Origin of the sequence: Alysiella crassa DSM 2578, from assembly GCF_000745955.1 — a bacterium.
Taxonomy (GTDB): Bacteria; Pseudomonadota; Gammaproteobacteria; order Burkholderiales; family Neisseriaceae; genus Simonsiella; species Simonsiella crassa.
The window spans coordinates 1-5,598 of sequence record NZ_JQKH01000115.1 but is presented as its reverse complement, the minus strand read 5'-3'; the positions used below and the strand labels follow the sequence as shown (position 1 = coordinate 5,598).

The 5,598-nt window shown below is 43.4% G+C and carries 9 protein-coding genes and 1 pseudogene; 1 reads left to right on the top strand and 9 read right to left on the bottom strand.

Annotated elements, in window-relative coordinates:
* The 4 genes and pseudogenes from Q338_RS11890 to Q338_RS11875 all read right to left on the bottom strand — a co-directional run.
* Nucleotides 1–223 (bottom strand): annotated as a pseudogene (locus Q338_RS11890) (IS4-like element ISAba33 family transposase); the annotation flags it as partial.
* A gap of 145 nt (nucleotides 224–368) precedes the next feature.
* On the bottom strand, nucleotides 369–554 hold the full coding sequence (locus tag Q338_RS11885) for a hypothetical protein (protein ID WP_034295720.1): 186 nt from the start codon (nucleotides 552–554) through the stop codon (nucleotides 369–371).
* A gap of 12 nt (nucleotides 555–566) precedes the next feature.
* Nucleotides 567–992 (bottom strand): hypothetical protein, encoded by a 426-nt coding sequence (locus tag Q338_RS11880; RefSeq protein WP_147293719.1) that lies wholly within the window; start codon nucleotides 990–992, stop codon nucleotides 567–569.
* A 60-nt stretch (nucleotides 993–1,052) separates the two neighbouring features.
* A complete protein-coding gene (locus Q338_RS11875; protein WP_034295717.1) occupies nucleotides 1,053–1,283 on the bottom strand; it encodes a hypothetical protein in 231 nt (76 codons plus the stop codon).
* 142 nt (nucleotides 1,284–1,425) lie between these two features.
* On the opposite strand from Q338_RS11875, the gene Q338_RS11870 reads away from it, so the two are divergent.
* Nucleotides 1,426–1,809: a helix-turn-helix domain-containing protein gene (locus Q338_RS11870; RefSeq protein ID WP_034295716.1), complete on the top strand. Its 384-nt coding sequence runs from the start codon at nucleotides 1,426–1,428 to the stop codon at nucleotides 1,807–1,809.
* Nucleotides 1,810–1,847: 38 nt separating this feature from the next.
* Here Q338_RS11870 and Q338_RS11865 read toward each other — a convergent pair whose 3' ends face one another.
* The 5 genes from Q338_RS11865 to Q338_RS15520 all read right to left on the bottom strand — a co-directional run.
* Entirely contained in the window at nucleotides 1,848–2,375 is a 528-nt protein-coding gene (locus Q338_RS11865; protein WP_377896417.1) for an RDD family protein, read from the bottom strand.
* A 221-nt stretch (nucleotides 2,376–2,596) separates the two neighbouring features.
* The gene (miaA, locus tag Q338_RS11860) at nucleotides 2,597–3,535 is read right to left on the bottom strand and encodes a tRNA (adenosine(37)-N6)-dimethylallyltransferase MiaA (RefSeq protein WP_115723733.1); all 939 of its coding nucleotides are present in this window, start codon (nucleotides 3,533–3,535) and stop codon (nucleotides 2,597–2,599) included.
* 5 nt (nucleotides 3,536–3,540) lie between these two features.
* Complete coding sequence (locus Q338_RS11855; protein WP_034295712.1) at nucleotides 3,541–4,125, bottom strand: hypothetical protein; 585 nt, start codon at nucleotides 4,123–4,125, stop codon at nucleotides 3,541–3,543.
* Nucleotides 4,126–4,271: 146 nt separating this feature from the next.
* Nucleotides 4,272–5,195, bottom strand: coding sequence for an agmatinase (speB, locus tag Q338_RS11850; protein ID WP_034295711.1), 924 nt, complete (start codon nucleotides 5,193–5,195; stop codon nucleotides 4,272–4,274).
* Between the two features lie 327 nt (nucleotides 5,196–5,522).
* Nucleotides 5,523–5,598, bottom strand: a 76-nt coding sequence (locus Q338_RS15520; protein ID WP_211249459.1) for a hypothetical protein, incomplete at its 5' end; no start/stop codon positions are given.

Here is a 5,598-nt window from a genome sequence, read left to right as displayed (position 1 = left end):
CCGCGTCATAATCAAAAACAACTTCCTTAAAAAACCGTTGGATACGGCGATAGGAAGAGGCGTTTGTTGCTTTGGCATCAGGGAAAAACATTGCCAATTTGCTCAAATTACAGGTCTGCCGCATGGCAATGGTACACAATAAATACACAAAAACAATAACGTGGCTCTTGTGCCATTTGAAAGTTTTGGTTACGATATGGGTGAGTTCGCTCAATTCAGTCATATTGGATTAGTCGTGAGAAAATTAATACGATACCACTGAATTGATGCGGACTTCTTTTTTTATTGTACTTTTTTTGTCGTGTACTGAAAGGCAGCCTGAAAAAGGGAGAAATCCTTTCAGGCTGCCTGAGTTACAATAAATCCAATTACAAAGCACCACGATTGCGCATACAAGATTTGATTTTGCTGCCACGCGAAAATTCATCGCTGATATGGGCATAATGTTTCGCGCATTCAGCTTGAACTTCGGTACGATTACTTTGTTTAGGGACATCATTTGAAGTACATGCAGTTAAAACCATTATGGTTGTAAAGGCTAAAAACAATTTCATATTTGTCTCCGATTATGGTGAAGTTGAAGAAAGTTTCTGACGAATTTCGGCTAATGTTTGTTTTAATTCAGGATTATTCTCGGCTATTTTATCAAGTGTTGCGCCTTGATTTTTTTGAACAAGTAAGCAAGTAATATTGGCATCATACACAGCCACAACATCTGATAGATTGATTTTGGGATTGTTGGCAGTTTGTTCATGACATTGCTCATAAGCCGTTTGAAATTCATTACTTTTTTCGGGGCTGATTTCATTGTTTAACAAACCTGCTTTTAAAGGTTCGGGTATCAATGCTTTGATTTCAGGTGCAGCATGATTGATGGCGGTTTTAGTCATATCTTTTGCAACATCTTTGCCACCGTTATCCCAAAAAAATCCACCTACTGCTAAACAACCTGCACCGATTGTTCCTAAAACACCTTTTTTGACATTATTCATAATTGCTTCCATAAAAAAGGCAGTATTAAAATACGATTTTTAAGCTGCCTGAATGATGATTTAGCGATAAACCCAACGATAACCTTCTTTTTGCATGCAATTTGTCAGCATGGCTTTTGCTTTTTCAGCAGAAACATCTCTTGCCATATCAATATCATACTTACATTTGCTGATTTGGTTATTGGTATCGTGAACTGAAACACCATTTTTGTGCCATTGATAACTACCAGATGCACAAGCAGCCAATAATAAAGAAACGCTGGTCAATACAGCTAACTGATTTAATTTCATAGATATTTCCTTATCAAAAATAAAAAAGTGGGATTTCTTACTTACTTCGCTTAAAATAGCGTTTCGGTTAAATAATTTTACTTAAGTTAACCATTTAAACCAGTTACTAAAAAGGCAGTTTTTGAACTGTAAGGACAAAATCATGGAAACCCACGAAAAAATCCGTACCATGCGCGAATTAAATCAATTCACACAAGAAGATATGGCAGAAAAATTGAACATCACGGCTGGTGGTTATGCAAAAATTGAGCGTGGGGAAAGTGCAATCAATTTAAACAGATTGCAACAAATTGCCCAAATATTGAACATTAAAGTAACTGAATTATTAAAAAATGACGCTGGATTGGTTATCCAATTAAATGGCGACAATAATCATCAAACTTCATTCTATGCCACACCATCATCTGATTTGATTTCTGAAATTGAAAAACTCCAACTGATTATCCAACACAAAAACGAACTGCTTGCCCAAAAAGACCGCGAACTTGCCGCCAAAGATGAAATCATCGCTTTGCTGCGAAAATAAATTCAGGCAGCCTGAACCCACCTTCAGGCTGCCTATTCTTATTTTTTCCCTTGCCAATCCACCAATTCCGTGCCAGCCAAATAATCGTACAAAAATTGTTGGCGCGGATTGAATTTGGCAAAACCCCACGGCAAAATCCACCAAAGCAAAGCCAAACCCATCGCCAAACGCGGTTTCACGCCCATGCCAAAGCGAAACGCCGCATACGCCACCAAAGGCACAAACACCAAAAACACACACGCCCACACAAAACGCAAACGCAGTTCACGCAAAGTGGCGCGGCTGCCTGAAACGCTTTGCAAGCCAATTTTCCACACGCGCATGGGCAGAGTTTGCTGTTCGCGCAACCAATTCATTTTAAAATAAAACCACCACGCACCAAACAAAGCCAGCGTGTACACAGGCATAAAAACATTTGGCGAAACAGCCACTTGTTGCTGAATAAACGTTTGCAGCATGCCCAACACCAGCAGCGTGAGCAGCGTAACCGAGCCAATCAACAGGCTTTCATAAGCCAGCGCAAACAAGCGGCGGCGCAGGGAAACAGGATTATGGTTCATCATCATTTTGTTTTTTATGGTTAAAAATACGTTCAGGCTGCATTGCGGTTACGCGACACAATCAAAAGCACAACAAAATTTTTTATTTTATTTCAGTCATTTCAATTTTCAGGCTGCCTGAAATATTTTTTAAAGCCGCAACCATTGGGTGTCAATTCATTTGGCTTACTTTTTTAAAAAGTAAGTCGCCGAAGGCAAAAATTTTGTTGTTTGGCTTTTCAGGCAGCCTAAAAAAAGTTTTGCAAAGCACGCGATGTGCATTTCACTTGCTCATCAAGCGTTTGTGAAAAAGGGTCTAAAATCAAATTGCTGTGGGTTTTTCGCAACCAAGTGATTTGGCGTTTGGCGAGCTGGCGCGTGGCGGCAATGCCTTGTGCCACAAAATCCTGATGATTGACGCGATTTTCTAAAAAATCCCACGCTTGGCGATAACCCACGCAGCGCATGGACGGCAAATTTTCATGCAAATCAGGATAGCGTTCACGCAAAAATTGCATTTCATCTAAAAAGCCATTTTTCAACATGATTTCAAAACGTTGGGCAATTTGCGTGTGCAGTTGGGCACGGTTTTCAGGCTGCAAAGTCAGCGTGAACAAATCCAACACAGGCGCAGATTTTTGTTCGGCAAAATGTTGGCTCAACGGCTTGTTGGTTAAAAGAAAAACTTCCAAAGCGCGTTCTATGCGTTGGCTGTCGGCAGGTTCAAGCCGTGCGGCGGTGGTGGGGTCGCAATCTTGTAATTGTTTGTATAAAAACGATAAACCGTATTTGGCTTTATCTTGTTGTAATTTTTGGCGAATTTCGGGGTTGGCTTCGGGTAAATCGTTCAAGCCATGCGTGAGCGCGTGAAAATACATCATCGTGCCGCCCACAATCAAGGGGATTTTGCCACGCGCCGCAATTTCATCAACCAAACGCAGGCAATCGCTCAAAAATTCCGCCGCGCTGTACGATTGTAAAGGTGTAACAATATCAATCAGATGGTGTGGTACGGCAGCCAGTTCATCGCGGCTGGGTTTGGCGGTGCCGATGTTCATGTCGCGGTAAATCAATGCGCTGTCTAGGCTGATGATTTCGCAGGGGAATTGTTCGGCGAGCGCGAGTGCAAGTCGGGTTTTGCCGCTTGCGGTTGCGCCCAAAATGGCGAAGGCTTTGGCTGGGCGTATCATATTTAAGTAATTGAAATAATATAAAAAATCAAAATAACCGAAGCGAAAACAGTAAGCGCAATCATGCTTTGGTAATCTCGGTAAAGATTAAAAAAGCGCAAGGCAATGGTTACATAGGTCATTATCCACCAAAGTATCAACAAGAATTTGCTTTGGGCAAATTGCGCGTATTGATTTTTGGCGATTTGTTCATCGGAAACGGTAAAATTGTGCGTGTTACCCTGTTCGTCTTGGTAAATCATCTGTTTCAAATAGGTGTGGGGCAACAGTTGTCCTTTGCCATTTTCAAATTCGCCAACAATAAAATCAATATTATTGATTTTATTGATATTATTTAATTCACAGACATTGGTATGGGCGGATTGGCTTTGGCTGCACCACACTTGATAGCCATTGAAATAAAAAGAAACATTCTCCCCTTTATGTTGGTAAATTTGAAAACTGATGTTGTCAGATAATCTTTCATGCTTGTGGTGTGGCATTTGAAATACATCGGCGAGCCATGCGATATAAAGCCAAATTGCACTAACAATCAGCAGCAATAGGGCGTATTTGTGTTGGCGTTTGATGATTTCGTGGTCTGGCATATTTTTTCGTGCAAAATAATTTTTAGGCTGCCTGAAAGTTAAATTTTTCTTTGGTTTCTGTTTCGGATTTGGCGACTGATTTTCAGGCTGCCTGAAAAATACAGGCAGCCTGAAAAATCAACTAAACGACTTATTCATTGTTTTGATTAAGCCTTTTTGCTGCCTTGCAAATACAGCATTTCCAAAGCCAAAGTCGCGCCTGCCAAAGACGTGATGTCCGCATGGTCATAGGCTGGGGCAACTTCCACCAAATCCATGCCCACAATGTTCACATCTTGCAAACCGCGCAGGATTTTCAACACGCGGTCGGTGCTTAAACCGCCACAAACAGGCGTTCCCGTACCGGGGGCGTAGGCTGGGTCTAGGCAGTCAATGTCAAAGGTCAAATACACGGGCAAATCGCCAACGGTCTCTTTGATTTTATTGATGATATTCTCTACGCTGTCATCATTGACTTGTGGGGCTGGCAATACGGTGTAGGGCAAATTTTTGTCGTATTCGGTGCGAATGCCAATTTGTATGGAACGCGCTGGGTCAATCAAACCTTCTTTGGGCGCGGTGTAGAACATGGTGCCGTGGTCAAATTCGCTGCCATTTTCGTAGGTGTCGGTGTGTGCGTCAAAGTGCAGCAGGGCGAGTTTGCCGAAATGTTTGGCGTGGGCGCGTAACAAGGGCAGCGTGATGAAATGGTCGCCGCCAAAAGTCAGGCAGCGTTTGCCCGCAGCAAGCAGTTTTTCGGTATGGCTTTGTAATTTTTGTACAAAATCGCGGCTGTCGCCAAAAGCGTACACCAAATCGCCACAATCCACGATGTTCAAACGTTGGCGTACGTCAAAATCCCAAGGGAAACGGCAGCCTTCCCATGCCAAATTCACCGAGGCGCGGCGAATGCCTTCCGCCCCAAAACGGCTGCCTGTGCGCCCTGATGTGGCGATGTCGTAAGGCACGCCTGTGATGACCCAATCGGCATCGCTGTCGTAGGGCGAAAAATGGACAGGCAGCCTGCAAAAGCCAAAATTATTGGCAACCAAAGAAATGTCGGTTTGTCCATTTAAAGTGGTGAAAGTCATTTTGTGTTCCTTTTTGTGAAAAATTTGTTTCGTGCATATTTTCAGGCAGCCTGAAAACCAATAACCATTTTTGATGTTACCACTTATCTCCCCCCTCCCCCTATGAAAGGGGGAGGGCTGGGGTGGGGGTTAGAAATTCAACGCGCCACCCCCCCCCCCCCCCCCCCCCCCCCCCCCCCGGGGGGGGGGGGGGGGGGGGGGGGGGGGGGGTTAGAAATTCAACGCGCCACCCCCACCCTAACCCTCCCCCGCCAGCAGGGGAGGGAACAGATTTCAGGCAGCTCAAAGATTTTTGTCCTATATCAAAAGGAAGGCAGCCTGAAAAACTTATTCGTCTTCCAAATAAGTGTAACCATTTAATCCTGCTTCCAATTCTTTCAAAAACGCAATCGCTTGTGAAGCA

What these genes read in the sequence shown, in the direction of transcription:
- Q338_RS11885 (WP_034295720.1), bottom strand. Translation starts at nt 554, where the DNA reads ATGAAATTGTTTTTAGCCTTTACAACCATAATGGTTTTAACTGCATGT.
- Q338_RS11880 (WP_147293719.1), bottom strand. Translation starts at nt 992, where the DNA reads ATGAATAATGTCAAAAAAGGTGTTTTAGGAACAATCGGTGCAGGTTGT.
- Q338_RS11875 (WP_034295717.1), bottom strand. Translation starts at nt 1,283, where the DNA reads ATGAAATTAAATCAGTTAGCTGTATTGACCAGCGTTTCTTTATTATTG.
- Q338_RS11870 (WP_034295716.1), top strand. Translation starts at nt 1,426, where the DNA reads ATGGAAACCCACGAAAAAATCCGTACCATGCGCGAATTAAATCAATTC.
- Q338_RS11865 (WP_377896417.1), bottom strand. Translation starts at nt 2,375, where the DNA reads ATGATGATGAACCATAATCCTGTTTCCCTGCGCCGCCGCTTGTTTGCG.
- Q338_RS11855 (WP_034295712.1), bottom strand. Translation starts at nt 4,125, where the DNA reads ATGCCAGACCACGAAATCATCAAACGCCAACACAAATACGCCCTATTG.
- speB (WP_034295711.1), bottom strand. Translation starts at nt 5,195, where the DNA reads ATGACTTTCACCACTTTAAATGGACAAACCGACATTTCTTTGGTTGCC.